The sequence below is a fragment of the Hymenobacter glacialis genome (assembly GCF_001816165.1).
GTDB classification, from domain to species: domain Bacteria; phylum Bacteroidota; class Bacteroidia; order Cytophagales; family Hymenobacteraceae; genus Hymenobacter; species Hymenobacter glacialis.
The window spans coordinates 129581-145833 of the sequence record NZ_MDZC01000079.1 but is presented as its reverse complement, the minus strand read 5'-3'; the positions used below and the strand labels follow the sequence as shown (position 1 = coordinate 145833).

Genomic DNA, 16253 nt, shown 5'->3' with positions numbered 1-16253 from the left:
CAGCCCTCATCCCATAATTTTTAATTCATAATTCAAGAAATCCCCAGGGCAGTCAGCGCCCTTTCCGCAGCCAGCTGCTCTGCCTGCTTCTTGCTCAGGCCCATGCCGTTGGCCACCACTTCCTCGTCCAGTAGCACGGTGGCTGTGAACTCCATCATGCCGCCTGGCCGGGCCTCGCCGCTCATGTCATAGCGCAGGGTTTTGCCCTGGCGCTGGGCCCACTCCACCAGCTTGCTCTTGAAGTTGGCCGTGGTGGTGGTGAGCGTATGCACGTCCACAAACCCCTTTACCAGGCGGGTGAGCACAAATCTGCGGGCAGATTTATACCCCAAATCCAGGTACACCGCGCCCACCAGCGCCTCCAGGGCGTTGCCGTTCACGGAGCGCGAGCGGGCGGCGCGGCCCTGCGCCACGTCCAGCTGCACCAGCTTGTCCAGGCCCAGCTTGAGGGCGATGCCGTTCAGGCTTTCGCGGTTTACAATGCGCGAGCGTACCTCCGTCAGGAATCCTTCCTGCTCGTAGGGATACTTTCTGAATAAGTACTCGGCCACCACCGTGCCCAGCACGGCATCGCCGAGGAACTCCAGCCGCTCGTTGGTGTGGTGGCGCCCCAGAGCCGGCTGTTGCCGCACCGCCGACGAATGCGTAAACGCCAGTCGGTAAAGCTTCACATTCGTTGGCGTGAGGCCCGTAACCGTGCTAATTGCCTGGCGGAACGCCTTATCTGTACCAAAAAAACGGGAAACGAAACCGAGCAAAATGGAGGGTGCTGACGCGTGAGAAAGGGACTGGCCCTGATTTAGAAATGTGCAGGTACAAAGAACGTCATGCTGAGCGAAGTCGAAGCATCTCTACCGCAGTACTAATTCAATTTAGTTGTGCAGTAGAGATGCTCGACTTCGCTCAGCATGACGTTTCCTGTAGCAAGCTGGCAACCTACAGCTTCCGGAATATTACAGAGGTGTTGTGGCCGCCAAAGCCGAAGGTGTTGCTCATCGCAATCCGCACGTCGCGCGCCTGGGCCACGTTCGGCGTAAAGTTCAGCGCCTGGTTAATCTCCGGGTCGGGCGTATGCAGGTTGATGGTGGGAGGCACCAGGCTGTGGTGCATGGCCATGAGGCAGGCCACGGCTTCTACGCCGCCGGCACCGCCCAGCAGGTGGCCGGTCATGCTTTTGGTGGAGGAGATATTAAGCGTTTCGGCAAATTCGCCGAACACCTTCTCAATGGCTTTGATTTCGGCCCCGTCGCCCAACGGGGTGCTGGTGCCGTGGGTGTTGATGTAGTCCACTTCGCCGGCCGTAATCTGGGCATCGCGCAGGGCGTTCTGCATCACCAGCACCACGCCGCTGCCGCTGGGGTCGGGCGCGGTGATATGGTAGGCGTCCGACGACATGCCGCCGCCAATGAGCTCGGCGTACATTTTGGCGCCGCGGGCCTTGGCGTGCTCGTACTCTTCGAGCACCAGCGCACCGGCGCCTTCGCCCAGCACAAAACCGTCGCGGTCCTTGTCGTAGGGCCGCGAGGCGGAGGCCGGGTCGTCGTTGCGCTCGCTCATGGCCTTGAGGGCATTGAAGCCGCCCACCCCCGACTCGGTGATGGCCGCTTCGGAGCCGCCCGTTATCATCACATCGGCCAGGCCGAGGCGAATGTTGTTGAAGGCCGCAATGATGGCGTCGTTCGACGAGGCACAGGCCGACGTGGTCACGTAGTTGGGACCGCGAAAACCGTTTTTAATGGAAATATTACCCGACGAGGAGTCGGCAATCATGCGCGGGATGAAGAAAGGCGAGTAGCGCGGCGTACCGTCGCCGCGGCCAAAGGAGATGCATTCTTCTTGCAGCGATTTCAGGCCGCCGATGCCGGAGCCCCAAATCACGCCCACCCGGTCCTTGTCCACGCCGCTTTCCAGCAGGGCGGAGTCGGCAATGGCTTCGTCGGCCGCTACCACCCCAAACTGGGTGAAGAGGTCCATTTTGCGGTGCTCCTTGCGGTCGAAGAAATTATCGGGCTCGTAGCCTTTCACTTCGCAGGCGAAGCGGGTTTTAAACTTGGCCGGGTCGAAGCGGGTGATAACGGCGGCGCCGCTTTTGCCCGCGCGCAGGCCTTCCCAATAAGCTGGGGCAGTATTGCCCAGCGGTGTGATGGCCCCAAGGCCGGTAACAACAACCCGTCGGATGGACGACATAAGCAGACGCCACTGGCGCGAAAGATGAAACGGGATAAAACAGCAAAACCGGCCGGCGGCGGGCCGGCCGGTATGCGCAGAACTACCTGTTCATGCCCAGCAAAACGCAGAAGTCTTTTAACGTGGTCCGTTTGAATTCTCCGTTTCGCTGGGCGATGACAAAAACTATTTAGCGTGCTCTTCGAGGTAGCTGATGGCCTGGCCCACGGTACCGATGTTCTCGGCCTGGTCGTCGGGGATGCTTACGTTGAACTCCTTTTCGAACTCCATAATCAGCTCGACGGTGTCCAGCGAGTCAGCACCCAGGTCGTTGGTGAAGCTGGCTTCGGTGGTTACTTCCGAAGCTTCAACGCCCAGTTTATCAATAATAATGGCCTTTACTTTTTCTGCGATTTCAGACATTTCCGTGGGGTTTAGGGAAAACTACGGCGCAAAGTAACGAGAGATTTCCCAACTAACCCACGCTCGCACCCCTCAATTGCGGGTATAAGATTATGGCGACGGCCCTGGCAGGGCTCCTCCGCAAGCCGTAGATTTGCCTTTGCCCGCCCAGTGGGTGCCTCCTTTGCGGCCGCTATGAAGACCTTTACCCTCGACGTTGAATACGAGTGCGACTTTGCCCTGTTTGGGCTGGTGAGCAGCACCCGCGACTATACCCTGGCCTGGGCCCTGAACCGGGCGTTGCGCCTGCGCCTCATCCGGCAGCCCGAATTACTGCTGAACTTACTCAGCCAGGGCCGGCTGGTGTTCACGCACTACCTGCACGCCACCGAAACGCTTACGTTTCGGCTGTTGCGCAACCGCTCCATTGCGCCCTCCAACTTAAAAAAGCCTTTCTTAGCTCCCGATATCAAAGAGTACGATTACCTGCTGGCCGTGAGCAACGGCTGTGGCGCCCTCGCCGACGAAGAATTGCTCCAGCAGCTTGCGGCGCTGGACATGGTACAATACGTGTGTCAGTTTGACCCCAACACGTTGAAGTACAAGGAAAATTTAATCCTTTAATGGGTTATTGAGTTCCCCTCCTTTTTTAAGGAGGGGACGCTGGCGCGAAGCGCCAGCTGGGGTGGTAAAGCCGTTGAACGTGCGAACGACCCGTCGCAGCATCGTGTCAGCCCGTCGTTCGGGCACCGTTCAACGGCTTTACCGCCCCTGTTTCAGTCGTTAGCTGAAACATCCCCTCCTTCATAGGGAGGGGAGTTTTTTTGTTATTAATCTCCAAATCATGGAAAATCGTTCTGCATTCAACAAAACCAAAATCGTGGCCACCGTTGGCCCGGCTTCCAATACCTACGAGCGGCTCGGCACGCTCATTCGCGAGGGCGTGGATGTGTTTCGGCTCAACTTCTCGCACGGGTCCTACGAAGACCACCTGGCAGTCATCAACACGGTGCGGCGGCTCAACAAGGACATGCGTACTTCGGTGGGCCTGCTCCAGGATTTGCAGGGGCCTAAAATTCGCTTGGGCGAAGTAGAGGGCGGCGGTGTTGAAATCAAAGCCGGCGACCTGATTAAGCTGGTGTGCGGCGAAAAGGAAATCAGCACGGCCACGCGCCTGAGCACCATTTACCTGGGCCTGGCCCGCGACGTGAAAGCCGGCGACATGATTCTGATTGACGACGGCAAGATTGAGCTCAAGGTGCTGGCCACCGACCGCGATAAAGAAGTGGACGTGGAAGTAATCTACGGTGGCCTCGTGAAGCCCCGCAAGGGCATCAACCTCCCCGACTCCGAAGTCTCGGCCCCGAGCATGACGGAGAAGGACATCGAAGACCTGCAGTTTGGCCTGGCCAACGACGTGGACTGGGTAGCCCTGAGCTTTGCCCGCAAAGCAGAGGACATTCTGTTCATCAAAAAACTGATTACCGAAGCCGGGAAGAAAACCCGCGTCATCGCCAAGATTGAAACGCCCGATGGCCTGCGCAACATCGACGAAATCATCGCCATCACCGACGCCGTGATGGTGGCCCGCGGCGACCTCGGCGTGGAAGTGAAGATGGAAGAGGTGCCCATGGCCCAGAAAATGATTATTGCCAAGTGCAACGCCGCCGGCAAGCCCGTCATCGTAGCCACCCAGATGATGGAGAGCATGATTACGGCCCCCCGCCCCACCCGCGCCGAAACCAGCGACGTGGCCAACGCCGTACTCGACGGGGCCGACGCCGTGATGCTCTCCGCCGAGACTGCTGTGGGCGCCTACCCCGCCGAGGTAATCCGTTCCATGGTGGGCACCATTCTGAGCGTGGAAAACAACAGCCCGCAGCTCTTCCACAAGTGGTGGCCCGTGGACCCCGCCGGCCCCAACTTCATGGCCGACAGCGTGCTCTCCGCCGCCTGCCACCTGGCCAAAAACACGGGCTCCAAGGCCATTACCGGCATGACGCACCACGGCTACACGGCCTTCCAGCTGGCCAAACACCGCCCCCAGGCCAACATCTTCGTGTTTACCGACAACCGGCCCCTACTCACGGCTCTGAGCCTGGTGTGGGGCGTGCGCAGCTTCTACTACGACCGCCTCATCAGCACCGACAGCACCATTACCGACATCCGCTACGTCCTAACCACCACCGGCCACCTCGTAACGGGTGATGTGTTCATCAACACCGGTTCCATGCCCATTCAGGACAAGGGCAAAGCCAACATGGTGAAAGTGAGCGTCGCCTGACCACGGATGGGCACGGATTTTAGCGGATTTCACGGATTTTGTGGACGATTACCGCTGGCCGTTACGCAAAAGAGGCTTGCCAATTGGCAAGCCTCTTTTGCGTAACGGCAGGATTTATACAGCCGCTCAGCAACATTGGCCACAGCTGAGGGATGCTCCGGTTGGCAAAAAGGCAAAGCCGGGCCTATCTGCCGTTGGCAGAAATAGGTCAGCGGCAATCGTCCACGAAATCCGTGAAATCCGCTAAAATCCGTGCCCATCCGTGGTCTGGACGCAAAAAGCCTCACCCGTTGCGGAGTGAGGCTTTTTGTAAGGAGCGTAGAACCAGACCTTGGGGCGGCGCAGTCTGGCCCTACTAAACTCGTCTCGCACTTAGAGCGCGTTGACGAGCTTTGTCAGCTTGCTCTTGTTGTTAGCAGCTTTGTTCTTGTGGATGATGTTCTTCTTGGCCAAGCGGTCCAACATCGAGGTCACTTTTTTCAGCAGCTCCTGAGCGGCCGTTTTATCGGTGGCGGCGCGCAGTTTTTTGATGGCTGTGCGGGTGGATTTGTGCTGGTAACGGTTCAACACGCGCTTAGCTTCGTTGCTGCGGATGCGTTTGAGGGCCGACTTATGGTTTGCCATGAGTTGGAATATATAGGAGCGTTATGCTTGAGTTCTGTGTTTGGGAGGGCAAAGGTACGAACCTGCTTGGCAATATCAAACTGCCTTGTCAAAAATATTGAGACAAAGCCTGCTGTAAGCCGTTGGGGCAGCTTACGGCTTGTAGTGGCTTGGCTCTGAAATGGCGAATTTGTACTAACTGCGGCACTAAATTAGTATGCATGCCGATTATGTGCGAACTTTACTACTCCCCTACCTCCCCCATCGCGCAGCCGCCCCACTTCCCTTATCCGCGCCATGCCCCTTGTAGCCAATTCCCGGTACCAACCGCCGTTTTACCTCTTCAATGGCCACTTGCAGACCATTGTGCCCAGTCTGTGGCGCACGGTGCTCGAGGTGAACTACCAGCGCGAACGGCTGGAACTGCCCGACGGCGACTTCCTGGACCTGGACTGGAGCCGCCTGCCCGCCATGCGCCCCACCGATGGGCTCGTGGTGGTGTCGCATGGCCTCGAAGGCGACGCCTCCCGGCCCTACGTCCGGGGCATGGTGCGCGCCCTCAACCGAGCGGGGTTTGATGCGCTGGCGTGGAACTACCGCAGCTGTGGCGGCGAAATGAACCGCCTGCTCCGTTCCTATCATCTCGGCGACACCGACGACCTGGACCTCGTAGTGCGGCATGCGCTGGCCACAGGCCGCTACCAGCGGGTGTACCTTGTGGGCTTTAGCGCCGGCGGCAACGTGACGCTGAAGTATCTGGGTGAAGAGCCGACGCGGGTGCCCAGCGAAGTGAAGCGGGCGGCCGTATTTTCGGTCCCGACCGATTTGCGGGCCAGTTCGGTCCACATTGGCCGGCTCCAGAACCAGGTGTACATGCGCCGCTTCCTGAAATCCCTGCGCCTGAAAGTGCGGGCCAAGGCCGCGCTGCTGCCCGGCCAGATAGACCTATCCGGCATTGAGGAGCTGCGCAACTTTGAAGAGTTCGACAGCCGCTATACCGCGCCCATGCACGGCTTCGACTCGGCTGCGGCTTACTACCAGCACGCCAGTTCCGGGCGCTACCTGAACGGCATCCGGGTGCCTTCCCTGCTGGTAAACGCGCAGAACGACCCGTTTTTGCCGGCCTCCTGCTTCCCGCGTGAGCTGGCGACCAATTCCCCGTTCGTGTTTCTGGAAACGCCACCACAAGGCGGCCACGTGGGCTTTCCGGAAGGCCCTCCCGATGGAGAATACTATTCGGAGCGGCGCGCGGTGGAGTTCCTGACGGCAGAAGTGCCCGCGTAGGCCGCGTATCGAAAAAAACGCTCTAGGACGTCATGCCGAGCGCAGCCGAGGCATCTCGCTTGGGGCAGTAATCCAATCGTCGGTCAATGAGATTAGTGACGGCACGCGAGATGCCTCGGCTGCGCTCGGCATGACGTGCTGGGGTGTTTAGTAATTCAAAAACTCAAAAGCCTAACTTTACTTCGCGGCTACGAAAACCACCTTTTTGGTTTCATAGAATTCTTCGCTGAAGAAGTCACTCAGGTTGGTCACCTTGGCTTTCAGGCCCGATTCGGCAATTTCTTCGGTCAGGTCGCCGCCTTTCAGGTAGTAGAGGCCAGCACCGGGGACGCCTTGGGGCTTGTAGCGGCGGGCTATCCAGGGGTGGAAGGTGGCCAGGCGCGCCACGGCCCGGCTTATTACGAAGTCGAACTTCTGGCGCACCTGCTCGGCGCGGGTCTGCTCGGCGGTCACGTTATCGAGGCCCAGGGCGGCGGCCATGAACTGCACGGCCCGGATTTTCTTGCCAATGCTGTCTACGAGGTGAAACTGTACGTCCGGGAACATGATGGCCAGTGGCAGGCCGGGCAAGCCGCCGCCGGTACCCACGTCGAGCACGGTGCTGCCCTTGGGGAAGTTCACCACTTTGGCAATGGCCAGCGAATGCAGCAGGTGGCGCTCCGTGAAATTCTCCATGTCGGGGCGCGACACGAGGTTGATGGTTTCGTTGGTAGCCCGGAACTCGGTTTCCAACTGCTTAAACAGCTTCAACTGCTGGGCCGTGAGGTCGGGGAAGTAGTGCTGGAGGAGGTTCATGGGAACGAGCTTAATAAAAAACGGTCATTCTGAATGCAGCGCAGCGAAAAGAAGAATCTCTACCGTGAAAGTAATTAATTACTCTTGCGGTAGAGATTCTTCTTTTCGCTGCGCTGCATTCAGAATGACAAACAACGAAACGCGGCTGGGCTTAAATAATCTGCTTGGTGTGCTTCACCATGTCATAGAGCAGCTCGCGGGCGCGGTGCAGCTGGGCTTTCACGGTGCCGAGCGGGGCTTTGAGCTCGGTGGCGATTTCTTCGTAGCTGAGCTCGTCGAAATAGCGCAGGCTCACGAGGCGCTGATACTTATCGGGCAGGCGCGACACCACGTGGCGCATGATTTCGATTTTCTGGTTGCGCACGGCGTGCTCGGCCGGGTTCAGGTCGTTGTCGCGGAAATCGATGGTGATTTCGTCGCCGTTGTCCACTTTGATGGCGGAGTCAATCGACATGGTTTTGATTTTATTCTTGCGGATAAAATCGATGCAGTTGTTGGTGGCAATGCGGAACAGCCAGGTGCTGAACGCATACTCGGGGTTGAATTTGTGCAGGTTGCGGAAAGCTTTGGCGAAGGCTTCGATGGTGAGGTCTTCGGCATCGTCCTGGTTGCGCACCATCTTGAGCACCACGTGGTAGACGGGCTTCTTGTAGATGTGCATCAGTTCGGCATAAGCCTTCTCGTCGCCGTGGTCCACGGCGGCGCGAATCAGCTTGAAGTCGTGCTTGGCTTTGGCTGAAAACTGCTTTTGAATATCTTGATTATTTACTTCCATCGAAGGGTGCGGTTAAGGAATAGCGAGATTCCCAAGGCCAGGTATTGAACGAAATAGACTAAATCGAGCACGGGAAGCAATCCGACGTTTACGGACTGACCAAGGCGGCGACTTAGGCGGGCGTACACGGCGCTCACAAACAATGTTCGGAGGGCGCATACCACCGCCAAAGGTATCCAATTGTTTGGTGAAAATACTAGTGCAACAGCGGCCAAATAAAACAACATATTGGCTACTAAGAAGGTGCCCACCCGCAAACGGTCGGGAAATCGGTAGGCCCGGCCTGCCGACAGGTGCCGCCGTTTTTGATGCCACCAGGCGGCCCAGGTGGCCGCGGGTTCGCTCAGGGTGTGGGCCGAGGGGTCGGCTACCACGGCCACGCGCTGCCCGGCCCGCACGGCGTCCTGCACCAGCAGGTCGTCGTCGCCGGAGAGCTGGCGAATGTGGGAAGCAAAGCCCTTGGTGGCCGTGAAGCAGGTGCGGGTGTAAGCCAGGTTGCGGCCCACGCCCATGTAGGGCCACCCGCGCCAGGCAAAGCTGAGGTACTGAGCAGCAGTGAGCAGGGTTTCGAAACGGATGAGCTGATTGAGTAAGCCCGGGGCCTTGGTGTAAGCCGAGAAGCCAACCACCAAATCGGCGGACTGGCCCGGGGCCGAAAATCCGCGCTGCATGAGGCGCACCCACTGGTTGGTGGCCGGAATGCAGTCGGCATCGGTGAAGAGCAGCCGCGGATAGCGGGCAGTTTTGATGCCCAGGGTGAGGGCGTATTTCTTGGGCGCGAAGTCCCGGGGCGTGCGGGCCACGCTCACCAGGCGCACTTTGTCGTGGTAGTACTGGGCCAGCTGCTGGGCGTAGAGGTAGGTGTCGTCCTCGCTGCGGTCGTCGATGAGAATGATTTCGAAGCCGGCGGGGTAGTCCTGCTGCAGGAGCAGGGGCAGCAAACGGCGCAGGTTGTCGAGCTCGTTGCGGGCGCAGACGATGACGGAAACGGGTTCGGTGTCGGGGCCGGGCGCATCGGCCGGGACTTCGGGGGCGCGGCGGGCAAAGGGCCAGAAGAAATACGCCGCGTAAAACAGCTGCACTCCTACGCACGCTAGCAACAACCAGAAAAACGGGGACGTGGGAACGGAGAACTGCAACGGGGAAGCGCACGTGAAGGGGCTCGCAAAAGTACGGGACGCCGGGCGGGCGCGGTATCTTTGCTTCGTCATGCCCATTTCGCGTTCGCACCGCGAAGCATCTTATCGGGTTCGCCGCATTTGGTTTACTGCTAATCGTTCGAGATAGATAAGGTCCTTCATTGCGCTGCGCTTCATTCAGGATGACAGCTTCAGATTCAGACCTTATGACTTTCGACCTTCTCGCCCAGGACCCCGCGACCAAAGCCCGCGCGGGCCGATTAGAAACAGCGCACGGCACCATTGAAACCCCGATTTTTATGCCCGTGGGCACGGCTGGCACTGTGAAGGCGGTGTCGCAGCATACCCTCAAAGCCGACATCGACGCCCAGATTATTCTCGGCAACACCTACCACCTGTACCTGCGGCCGGGCCTCGACGTGCTGCGCGCCGCCGGCGGGCTGCATAAGTTCAACGGCTGGGACCGGCCCATTCTCACGGACTCGGGCGGGTACCAGGTGTATTCGCTCAGCAACACCCGCAAAATCAAGGAGGAAGGCGTAAAATTCCGCTCGCACATAGATGGCAGCCAGCATTTGTTCTCGCCGGAGGGCGTGATGGACATTCAGCGGGTGATTGGGGCCGACATTATCATGGCCTTTGACGAGTGCACGCCCTGGCCCTGCGAGTACGACTACGCCGCCCGCTCCCTCGACATGACCCACCGCTGGCTGCAGCGCTGCATTCAGCGTTTCGACAGCACCGAAGGCCTGTATGGCTACCAGCAGGCGCTTTTTCCGATTGTGCAGGGCAGCACATTCAAGGATTTACGCATCAAATCGGCGGAGTTTATTGCGGCGCAGGGGCGCGAGGGCAACGCCATTGGCGGCCTGAGCGTGGGCGAGCCCGCCGAGCTGATGTACGAAATGACCGAGTTGGTCTGCGACATTCTACCCAAAGACAAGCCCCGCTACCTGATGGGCGTGGGCACGCCGGCCAATATTCTGGAAAACATTGCCCTGGGTGTGGACATGTTCGACTGCGTGATGCCCACCCGCAATGCCCGCAACGGCATGCTGTTTACCACGCAGGGCATTATGAACGTGACGAATAAGAAGTGGGCCACTGACTTCGCGCCCATCGACGCCGAACTGGGCGGGCACGCCAGCACCTTTTATACGCGGGCCTACCTGCGGCACCTCTTTCAATGCAAGGAAATGCTGGGGCCGCAAATTGCGTCGGCGCACAACCTGGCTTTTTACCTCTGGCTGGTGAAGGAAGCCCGCCTGCAAATCATGGCCGGCACCTTCGGCCCGTGGAAGGAGCGCATGGTGAAGCAGGTGATGACCCGGTTGTAGTTAGCCGTTAGCCGTTAGCCGTTAGCCGTTAGCCGTTAGCCGTTAGCCGTTAGCCGTTAGCAGAAGAACGTCATGCTGAGCGAAGTCGAAGCATCTCTACCGTGCAAGTAATCAATTTTACTATTGCGGTAGAGATGCTTCGACTTCGCTCAGCATGACGTTCTACTGCGTTCAGCACGACGTTCTTTTTATCACTCGCTCACAGCAACTTCACTCGCTGCGGGCAGCCAGGCCACAAACTGGCGGAGGCCCTCGGCCAGGCTGGTTTGGGGGGCGTAGCCGAATAGGTTTTGGGCCTTGCTGATGTCGGCGAAGGTGATGTCGACATCGCCAGGCTGCATGGGCTGGAAGGTGAGCTCGGGCCTGACGCCTACGGCGTGCCCCACGGCGGCGATTAGCTTCAGCAGGGGCACGGGGTTGTTGTTGCCCAGGTTCACGGTTTCGAACACGCCGGTGTGGGCCAGCAGGTAGCGCACGCCCCGGGCAATGCCGTCCACGGTATCGGCCACGAAGGTGTAGTCGCGGGCCGTGCTGCCATCGCCAAATACGGGAATGGCCTGGCCGGCGCGTAACAGGCGCACAAACTTGTGGATGGCCAGGTCGGGGCGCTGGCGGGGGCCATAAACGGTGAAAAACCGGGCGTTCAGGGCATCTAGCTGGTAGAGGTGGTGGTAAGTGTGCACCAGCTGCTCACCCGCCAGCTTGGTGGCTGCGTAAGGCGAGATACATGTAGCCAGCGTGTTGGCATCTTCCCGGAAAGGCTGCTCGGGCGCGTTGCCATAAACGGATGACGACGACGCGAAAAACAGCTTGCTACTGCCTCCCAGGCGCATCCATTCCAGCAGGTGCCCGGTGCCCAGCACGTTGTTTTCGAGGTAGGCGGCGGGGTCCTGCACCGAAGGGCCGACGCCGGCTTTGGCAGCCAGGTGCACCACCACGTCCACTGTGACCTGGGGGAGCGCGGCAGGGCCGTGGCGCAGGTCGGCTTCGTGAAAGGTGAAGTGCGGGTGCCCGGCAAAAGCCGCCAGGTTGGCCTCTTTGATAGCACGCGGGTAAAACGGGTCGAAATTATCGAGCCCCACCACGCGGTATCCGTCGCGCAGGAGCCGCTCGCACAAGTGCGAGCCGATGAAGCCGGCGCAACCGGTGACGAGAACAGTGGAAAGTGGCAAGCGAGTGGGCGGAAGGAGGCGAATGGACCGGAAAAGTACGACCACGGCTCCGTTGTGAGGGGGCAGCGCGAAGTTGGGGCCGCTGTGAAATCGGGCGTATTTGTGCACAACCCAAAGCGGGGCCAGACGTTCAGAAGTGGCCTTGGCGGCCTGGGGGCAGCCAGCTGCGTGGGAGCGATGCCGCGCCTCGCGAAAACGTGGCGTACTTGCACCAGCCTTGGGGCTTTTTCATGCAGCAGAATAGTTATGTCATCATCTGAATATCTGGCCCGGCAGCAACTCACGGTGCTGGTGCCCGTGTACAACGAAGAGGAGAGCCTGGGACAGTTTGTGCTCGAAATGAACAAGTTTCTGGCTGAAACCCCAGTGCCGACCGCTGTTTTGTTTGTGAACGATGGCAGCACCGACGGGTCCCTGGCGTTGCTGCGCAACATCTGCAAGGCAGCGCCGCAGTACGAGTTTATTTCGCTGCGCCACAACAGCGGCCTGAGTACGGCCATCAAAGCAGGAATCGACCATTGCCGGGGCACGCTGGTGGGCTACATCGACAGCGACATTCAGACTTCGCCCCTCGACTTCCTGAAGTTTTTTGAATTCTTTCCGGCGTTCGACATAGTGAACGGCATCCGGGCCAACCGGCAGGACACGGTGGTGAAAAAGCTGTCGTCGAAAATAGCCAATACCGTGCGCCGCGCCCTCATCAACGACGGCATTGAGGACACCGGCTGCCCGCTCAAAATCATGAAGATTGAGTACGCCCGGCGCGTGCCGCTTTTCCACGGCATGCACCGCTTCCTGGGGGCGCTGGTGCAGCTGCAGGGCGGGCGCGTGAAGCAGTTACCGGTGCAGCACTTCCCGCGCTTTGCCGGCACGGCCAAGTACAACCTCTGGAACCGGGCCTGGAAGCCGCTGGTAGATACGTTCGGCTTCCGCTGGATTCGCAGCCGCTGGAAAAACTACGAGATAGGCGAGCAGTACACCGGGAACCATGATTAGCACCGAAACCGTGGCGCTGGCCATTGGCCTGCTGGCGCAGCTGCTGTTTTCGAGCCGCATTGTGCTGCAATGGGTACAGAGCGAGCGGGCCAAGCGGGTGCTGGTGCCCACGCTGTTTTGGAAAATCAGCCTCATCTCGTCGTTGATGATGATAGGCTACGGCATGCTGCGGCACGACCCCGTCATCCTCGGCGCCCAAATCATCAGCTACGGCATCTACATCCGCAACCTGCAGCTGCTGGGCGACTGGCGCCAGCTGCCGCAGGTGTTTCGGGTGGGCGCCTACGTGCTGCCGGTGTTGGCGCTGGGCTGGTTTGTGGTGGGCACGCCGCATTTCAGCCTGTGGGCCATGCTCAACACCCCCATACCGGGTGGCTGGCTGGTACTGGGAGCCGTGGGGCAAAGCGTGTTTTTGCTGCGCTTCGTGTACCAATGGCTGTATTCGGAGCGCAAGGGCGAGTCGGTGCTGCCGCTGGGGTTCTGGGTGGTGAGCCTGGCGGGCTCGGTGCTGATTCTGGCCTACGCCCTGCTGCGCAACGACGCCGTGCTCCTGCTTGGCAACGCTTTTGGCACGGTGGTATATGCGCGCAACATTGTGCTCATGCGGCGGGAGCAGCAGATGCTGGCCACTACGAAGGTGCCACGATAGGTACCTGGCGTTCGCCTCATCCCCCTCTCCCACGAGGGAGTGGAGTGAACCTAGAGGGTGATACCCCAACACAACAGTTGTTTCTCCGAAGTATGCCAACCAGAATTCTTCTCGTCCTGACTGCCGCACTGACCATGGGCTGGACGTGGCCGCGCGACTGGCATTACTCCGCTCTGGACTTGCCAGGCACGGTGCACAAGCCGCTGGTATTGGGCCACGCGGGCTCGGGTTTTTTCACGCCGTTCAACCCCTTCAATCCGCTGCCGCCGAGCAGCCTGGCGGGTGTGCGGCATGCCCTGGCTAAGGGCGCCGATGGCGAGGAAGTAGACGTACAGCTCAGCCAGGACAGCGTGCTGATGCTCTACCACGACCTCGAGCTCAGCAACAGCACGGCCACTGGCACGGGCTGCGTGAGCCAGTACCCCGCCGCCGAGCTGCTGCGGCTGCGCTACCGGGGCGGCTGGCCCTACGATTGGTTTCAGAAAGAGCGGGTGGCCACGCTGGACACGCTGCTGCAGGAGCTCAGGCAACGGGCTACCTTCCCTTACCTGCACTTCGACTTGCACGAGGAAGACGGGTGCGTCCCCCCCGCCAAGGCCTTCGCCCGCTCCCAGGTACTGGTCCGGCAGCTGGTGCAGCAACTGGTGCGGCGCCAGGTGCCGCTTGCCCAGGCACTCGTTATCAGCACCCAATTATCTACGCTGAAATACGTGCGCACCCTGCTCCCGGCGGTGCCTGTAGCGCTGGAGATAGTGGAAAATTTTGACTCTGTTTTCACGCAGGCCCAGGCCGCGGGCATTGAAACAGTGGTGGTGAAAAAGGACCAGCTTACGCCCCAGCGGGCCGCCCGCATTCACGCAGCTGGCGTGCAGCTCGTGCTCTTTGGCGGGCGCAGCGCGGGAGCCATGAAAAAGCAGTTAGCCTTTGACCCCCAGGCCATTGAAACCGACAATGTAGCGCGCCTGATTTCTTTGCTGAACCGCAGGGCGCGCAAGGACTAAATACCCACTTTATTCTTCCCATTACCCAGGGAGTTGATGCTCGAATATTGGTGCCTTCTGCGGCATGGTTGACCTTTTATTAACAGAACAGACTCACAGCACTCCTCTGCCTTTGCTCGAAAGCGGGTTCGGCTGCTAGCTATTCTGGTTTTTTGCGGCTGCAGCTTCGTCGCTCACCTTGGCGCGCTGGAAGTGAGCCCGATGGAAGCCCGCAACTTTGCGCCCGCCCGCGAAATGGCGGCGGGCAACGGCGCCTGGCCAAGCCGCCATTCCCCACTTGGGCACAAAACGCAAGGATGAGTAGTTTTTCTTGGGCGTGCTGGAGCCCGCCCCGGTGCCCGTTGGCCAGTATAGCTCTCTCCGGGCAGTATCTTTGACGATGCCCGGTGGGGAGCGGAAAAAGCCACGGCAATAACTCGCTTGGCTAAGCAGTTACGGCCGGGCCTCACCGCATAGCCAGCGAGTGCCGCACTCCGTTCCTCCATGGCCGCGCCAGCTCAGGCGCGTTTTTCACCTTGCCTTCAGCCGCTAGCTTTTCACCTCAAATCAGAAGCTAACAGCCTGCTTATGAATATTCTCGATAAATACATTATTAAGAAATTTCTCGCCGCGTTCTTCTTCTCGGTGGTTATTCTGGTATCGGTTATCTGCGTTATTGATTTCACTGAAAAAAACGACGATTTTATTCAGCATAATCTGTCGATGTCGAAAATTATTTTCGGCTATTACATCTACCTGTTTCCGTATTTCGCCAATCTGCTCTCGCCGATTACCATTTTTATTGCCGTGGTGTTTGTGACGGCGCAGTTGGCGGCGCGCACCGAAATAGTAGCCATTCTGGCCAGCGGCGTGAGTTTTAAGCGGCTGATGCTGCCATACGCCATTGGGGGCGCGGTGGTGGGGCTGCTCATTTTCGGGCTCACGGGCTGGGTGCTGCCCATTGGCAATAAGTCGCGGGTAGCGTTTGAGCGGGCCTACACCAAGCGGCCTTACCGGTTTCAGGGGCGCAACGTGCACATCAAGATTGGCCCGCGCCACTACGTGTACATGGAGAGCTACGATAATGTGAACAATATCGGCTTTCATTTCGCGCTCGAAACCGTGGACGGCACCATTCTGCGCCGCCGCCTTACGGCCGATGCCATCAACTGGGATTCTACCAAGCAGGTGTGGCGGCTCTCGCCGCAGCTGGTGCGCACGTTTCAGGGGCCACAGGATGAGCAGCTGCAAACCCTGCCCGCCCGCGACACCACGCTCAACCTCTTCCCCAAGGACTTTGCCAGCACCTACCGCCTAGCCGAAACCATGACCCTGCCCGAGCTCAACGCTTTCATCCGCACCAAGATTGAGCGCGGCGCTGATGACACGCAGCTGTACCTGAGCGAGCGGTACGAGCGGTATTCGTACCCCTTCGCCATCGTGGTGCTCACCCTGATTGGCGTCATTCTCAGCGCCCGGAAGTCGCGCGCCGGCGTGGGCGGGCAAATTGCGCTGGGGTTCGTGCTGGCCTTCGTGTTCATTATTTTTGTGATGCTGAGCCGCAACCTCGCGCAAGTGGGCAGCCTCGACCCGCTCATTGCCGCCTGGGTGCCCAGCACGGTGTTCACCGTAATCGGGCTGGTTCTGTACCGGTATGTACCCAAGTAGCAA

16 protein-coding genes are annotated in these 16253 nt (G+C 59.4%); 8 read left to right on the top strand and 8 right to left on the bottom strand.

Features of this window, described 5'->3' with window-relative positions:
• Positions 1-32: 32 nt before the first annotated feature.
• The 3 genes from rnc to BEN48_RS12900 form a co-directional block, all read right to left on the bottom strand.
• Entirely contained in the window at positions 33-758 is a 726-nt protein-coding gene (gene rnc, locus BEN48_RS12910; protein WP_262490089.1) for a ribonuclease III, read from the bottom strand.
• Positions 759-936: 178 nt separating this feature from the next.
• A complete protein-coding gene (fabF, locus tag BEN48_RS12905) occupies positions 937-2187 on the bottom strand; it encodes a beta-ketoacyl-ACP synthase II (RefSeq protein WP_070735336.1) in 1251 nt (416 codons plus the stop codon).
• 165 nt (positions 2188-2352) lie between these two features.
• On the bottom strand, positions 2353-2589 hold the full coding sequence (locus BEN48_RS12900) for an acyl carrier protein (RefSeq protein ID WP_035564218.1): 237 nt from the start codon (positions 2587-2589) through the stop codon (positions 2353-2355).
• A 174-nt stretch (positions 2590-2763) separates the two neighbouring features.
• Here BEN48_RS12900 and BEN48_RS12895 point away from each other — a divergent pair, with 174 nt between their 5' ends.
• Positions 2764-3192, top strand: a complete 429-nt coding sequence (locus tag BEN48_RS12895) for an IPExxxVDY family protein (RefSeq protein WP_070735335.1) — start codon at positions 2764-2766, stop codon at positions 3190-3192.
• A 220-nt stretch (positions 3193-3412) separates the two neighbouring features.
• Positions 3413-4852, top strand: coding sequence for a pyruvate kinase (pyk, locus tag BEN48_RS12890; protein WP_070735334.1), 1440 nt, complete (start codon positions 3413-3415; stop codon positions 4850-4852).
• A gap of 372 nt (positions 4853-5224) precedes the next feature.
• On the opposite strand, the gene rpsT is transcribed toward pyk, so the two are convergent.
• Positions 5225-5476 (bottom strand): 30S ribosomal protein S20, encoded by a 252-nt coding sequence (rpsT, locus tag BEN48_RS12885; RefSeq protein WP_035564226.1) that lies wholly within the window; start codon positions 5474-5476, stop codon positions 5225-5227.
• A gap of 276 nt (positions 5477-5752) precedes the next feature.
• Between rpsT and BEN48_RS12880 the strand changes: the two genes are divergently transcribed.
• Positions 5753-6739 (top strand): YheT family hydrolase, encoded by a 987-nt coding sequence (locus BEN48_RS12880; RefSeq protein WP_070735333.1) that lies wholly within the window; start codon positions 5753-5755, stop codon positions 6737-6739.
• A 177-nt stretch (positions 6740-6916) separates the two neighbouring features.
• Here BEN48_RS12880 and rsmG read toward each other — a convergent pair whose 3' ends face one another.
• From rsmG to BEN48_RS12865, 3 genes are all read right to left on the bottom strand, one after another.
• The gene (gene rsmG / locus BEN48_RS12875; RefSeq protein WP_070735332.1) at positions 6917-7534 is read right to left on the bottom strand and encodes a 16S rRNA (guanine(527)-N(7))-methyltransferase RsmG; all 618 of its coding nucleotides are present in this window, start codon (positions 7532-7534) and stop codon (positions 6917-6919) included.
• Between the two features lie 151 nt (positions 7535-7685).
• Positions 7686-8309 carry an RNA polymerase sigma factor gene (locus tag BEN48_RS12870; protein ID WP_070728736.1) on the bottom strand — a complete coding sequence of 208 codons (624 nt, stop codon included), beginning with the start codon at positions 8307-8309 and terminating at the stop codon, positions 7686-7688.
• Positions 8300-9391, bottom strand: a complete 1092-nt coding sequence (locus tag BEN48_RS12865) for a glycosyltransferase (RefSeq protein ID WP_158010181.1) — start codon at positions 9389-9391, stop codon at positions 8300-8302. Before BEN48_RS12865 ends, BEN48_RS12870 begins: the two co-directional genes overlap by 10 nt.
• Positions 9392-9654: 263 nt before the next feature.
• Here BEN48_RS12865 and tgt point away from each other — a divergent pair, with 263 nt between their 5' ends.
• Complete coding sequence (gene tgt / locus BEN48_RS12860) at positions 9655-10785, top strand: tRNA guanosine(34) transglycosylase Tgt (protein ID WP_070735331.1); 1131 nt, start codon at positions 9655-9657, stop codon at positions 10783-10785.
• A gap of 191 nt (positions 10786-10976) precedes the next feature.
• On the opposite strand, the gene BEN48_RS12855 is transcribed toward tgt, so the two are convergent.
• Positions 10977-11957: a GDP-mannose 4,6-dehydratase gene (locus BEN48_RS12855; RefSeq protein ID WP_070735330.1), complete on the bottom strand. Its 981-nt coding sequence runs from the start codon at positions 11955-11957 to the stop codon at positions 10977-10979.
• Positions 11958-12203: 246 nt separating this feature from the next.
• Here BEN48_RS12855 and BEN48_RS12850 point away from each other — a divergent pair, with 246 nt between their 5' ends.
• From BEN48_RS12850 to BEN48_RS12835, 4 genes are all read left to right on the top strand, one after another.
• Complete coding sequence (locus tag BEN48_RS12850) at positions 12204-12953, top strand: glycosyltransferase (RefSeq protein WP_070735329.1); 750 nt, start codon at positions 12204-12206, stop codon at positions 12951-12953.
• Entirely contained in the window at positions 12946-13602 is a 657-nt protein-coding gene (locus tag BEN48_RS12845; RefSeq protein ID WP_070735328.1) for a lipid-A-disaccharide synthase N-terminal domain-containing protein, read from the top strand. Before BEN48_RS12850 ends, BEN48_RS12845 begins: the two co-directional genes overlap by 8 nt.
• A 92-nt stretch (positions 13603-13694) precedes the next feature.
• Positions 13695-14603: a glycerophosphodiester phosphodiesterase gene (locus tag BEN48_RS12840; RefSeq protein ID WP_083321045.1), complete on the top strand. Its 909-nt coding sequence runs from the start codon at positions 13695-13697 to the stop codon at positions 14601-14603.
• 567 nt (positions 14604-15170) lie between these two features.
• The gene (locus tag BEN48_RS12835) at positions 15171-16250 is read left to right on the top strand and encodes an LptF/LptG family permease (protein WP_070735326.1); all 1080 of its coding nucleotides are present in this window, start codon (positions 15171-15173) and stop codon (positions 16248-16250) included.
• Positions 16251-16253: the final 3 nt, after the last annotated feature.